Origin of the sequence: Intrasporangium chromatireducens Q5-1 (assembly GCF_000576575.1) — a bacterium.
Taxonomy (GTDB): domain Bacteria; phylum Actinomycetota; class Actinomycetes; order Actinomycetales; family Dermatophilaceae; genus Intrasporangium_A; species Intrasporangium_A chromatireducens.
The window spans coordinates 1-2,951 of sequence record NZ_AWQS01000354.1 but is presented as its reverse complement, the minus strand read 5'-3'; the positions used below and the strand labels follow the sequence as shown (position 1 = coordinate 2,951).

Below are 2,951 nucleotides of genomic sequence, written 5' to 3'. Positions count from 1 at the left end.
GCGGGCCCCCTGCTGCGTGAGAGTAAGCAGCGGGCCCCCTGCTGCGTGAGAGGAAGCAGGTCACCAGGGCACCGTGACGTGGTGCGGGGTGAGCGGCATACGGCCTCGGGGGCGCGCGGACGGCGACCTACTCGCGAGTACAATTTGATGGCATGACGACCGCTGACGTCTCCGTTTCAGCGCTCGCGTCCCGCTGGAACGGGGCGAGCCGCACCGCGGACCTCGCCGGCCCGGTCCACTGGGTCGACTTCGGCGCCCCGGACGGCGACGACCGTGCCCCGGTGGTCCTCGTCCACGGCCTCGGGGGTTCGCACCTCAACTGGGTCCGCATCGCACCGGCGTTGGCCGAGCACCGCCATGTCGTCGCCCTCGACCTGCCGGGCTTCGGCCTCAGCCCATCAGCCGGCCGCCGCACCACCGTGCGCGCCAACGCACGCCTCCTCGGCCGCTTCATCGAGGAGGTGCTCGGCCGGCCGAGCGTGCTCATCGGCAACTCGATGGGCGGCATGGTGTCGGTCCTGCTCGTCGCACAGCGGCCCGAGCTCGTGACCGGCCTCGGCCTGGTCGACCTCTCCTTGCCGCTCGTCCGGGGCCACCAGGACCCGCTCGTCGCCGCGGAGTTCGCCCTGTTCTCCGTGCCGCTCCTCAGCAGCTCCTATCTCGAACGCAACCGCCGGCGGTTCACGGCCGAGCAGCAGGTCCGCCGCACCCTCGACCTGTGCTTCGCCGATCGCAGCCGTATCGACCCGGAGGTCTTCGACGCGGACATCGCGTTGGCCCAGCACCGCTCCGCCGTCCGGGGCGTCGACGCCGATTTCCTGGGCGCCGCTCGGTCTCTCCTGCGCGTCCTCACCCGAGGACGGACGTATGCCGCTCACCTGCGGTCCATCCAGCGCCCGGTCCTGCTCGTCCACGGGGAGCAGGACCGCCTCGTCCCGTTCGCGGCGGCCCGGGCCACGGCCGCGGCGAACCCGACTTGGGAGACGCTGTTCCTGCCGGGAGTCGGACACGTTCCGCAGCTCGAGACCCCGGAGCTGGTCCTCGAGCGGCTCGTGCCGTGGCTCGACGGGATCCGCCGAGGCTGAGCGCCCGCTACCCGCGGCGGTGCCCGAAGGGCGATCGACCGGAAATGCCAGCGCCGTGGCGGTGACCCGGAGTACGGCGAGCCGCCGCGCAAAACCGGTCGCCTCCTGTCCGACCTCGGCAGTAGCGTGGAAAGCCTGCGCAGCGTTGCACTGGCGTCGCCGCCGTGCCCGAGCCGCCCTTCGACGCGGCTCCCTCATCCCATCGACGAAAAGGTCCCTGTCGTGGCCCAGACCTTCCCACCCCAGACCCAGCTCCCCGACAAGATCGACGCCGCCGTCCTCAAGGTGGCCGGCGTCGTCGTGCTCGGCGCCATCATGTCGATCCTCGACATCACCGTCGTCAACGTGGCGCTGCCGACCTTTGTCGAGGCGTTCTCGTCCGATCCTGCGCACCCCATCGAGTACTCGACCGTCGCCTGGACGATCACGGCCTACACGCTCGCCCTCGCGACCGTCATCCCGCTGACCGGGTGGGCCGCGGACCGGTTCGGCACGAAGCGCCTCTACATCCTCGCGCTGCTGCTGTTCACCGCCGGCTCCGCGCTGTGCGGCCAGGCGAACTCGATCGGGATGCTGATCGCCTTCCGGGTGCTGCAGGGTCTCGGCGGCGGCATGCTCATGCCCCTCGGCATGACCATCATGACGAAGGCGGCCGGCCCGCACCGGATGGGCCGGCTCATGGCGATCCTCGGCATCCCGATGCTCCTCGGCCCGATCTTCGGCCCGATCCTCGGTGGCTGGCTCATCGACCACTACTCCTGGCACTGGATCTTCCGGATCAACATCCCGATCGGCATCGTCGCGATGCTCTACGCGGCCTGGGCCCTGCAGAAGGACCGGCCCGAGCCGTCCGAGTCGTTCGACGTCATCGGCATGCTGCTCATGTCACCGGGTCTCGCGCTCTTCCTCTACGGCATCAGCTCGATCCCGGGCGAAGGCACCTTCTTCGCCAAGAAGGTCGCCATCCCGGCGACGATCGGCGTCGTCATGCTTGCGGCCTTCGTCCTCTACAGCTTCAAGCCGAAGCACCCGCTGCTCGACCTGCGGCTCTTCGCCAACCGCAACCTCACGGTCGCGATCCTGACGATGTTCCTCTTCGCCGCGTCGTTCTTCGGTGCGCTCTTCCTCGTGCCGACCTACTTCCAGCTCGTCCGAGGCGAGCTGCCCGTCGACTCGGGGTGGCTCGTCGCCCCGCAGGGAATCGGTGCGATGGTCACGATGCCGATCGCCGGCGCTCTGGCCGACCGGTTCCCGATCGGCCGCATCGCACCCTTCGGCCTGCTCGTCATCATCGGCGGCATGTTCGCCCTGACGCAGGTCACCGCGGACACGTCCTACTGGGGCTACCTCATCCCGGTGCTGTTCATCATGGGCCTTGGCATGGGCGCGACGATGATGCCGATCATGACCTCGGCGCTCAAGACCTTGCGCGCGCACGAGGTCGCCCGCGGCTCCACGCTGCTCAACATCACCCAACAGGTGGCGAGCTCGATCGGCGTCGCGGTCATCTCCGTCGTCTACACGAACTACCTCAACGCCAAGCCGCTCGCCGGCGCCGCCATCGCGGCCCGGCGCGACCCTGCGATCCTCGACAAGATCGGCGGCCAGGCGGGGATGGCGCAGGGCCTGTCCCAGGCGGCCGAGGCGTTCGCGCAGACGTTCCTCGTCGCCGCGATCCTCGTGAGCCTGACGATGATCCCGGCGCTGTTCCTGCCCCGCAAGCACGAGGAGTCGCACCTGCTCGAGGCCGAGCCGGAGGCCCCGCCCGTCGTGCTGCACTGACCCGTCGAAGGGCGATTAACCGTCGAAGGGCCAGTAACCGACGAAGGGCCACTAACCGACGAAGGGCCACTAACCGTCGTATGC

Annotated in this window: 2 protein-coding genes; both read left to right on the top strand. The window is 69.5% G+C overall.

Annotated elements, in window-relative coordinates:
* Positions 1 to 152: 152 nt before the first annotated feature.
* The gene (locus tag N864_RS20865; RefSeq protein ID WP_034721917.1) at positions 153 to 1,085 is read left to right on the top strand and encodes an alpha/beta fold hydrolase; all 933 of its coding nucleotides are present in this window, start codon (positions 153 to 155) and stop codon (positions 1,083 to 1,085) included.
* Between the two features lie 222 nt (positions 1,086 to 1,307).
* Entirely contained in the window at positions 1,308 to 2,867 is a 1,560-nt protein-coding gene (locus N864_RS20860) for a DHA2 family efflux MFS transporter permease subunit (protein ID WP_034721914.1), read from the top strand.
* Positions 2,868 to 2,951: the final 84 nt, after the last annotated feature.

Coding starts and splice junctions, on each gene's coding strand:
- N864_RS20865 (WP_034721917.1), top strand. CDS start 153: ATGACGACCGCTGACGTCTCCGTTTCAGCGCTCGCGTCCCGCTGGAAC.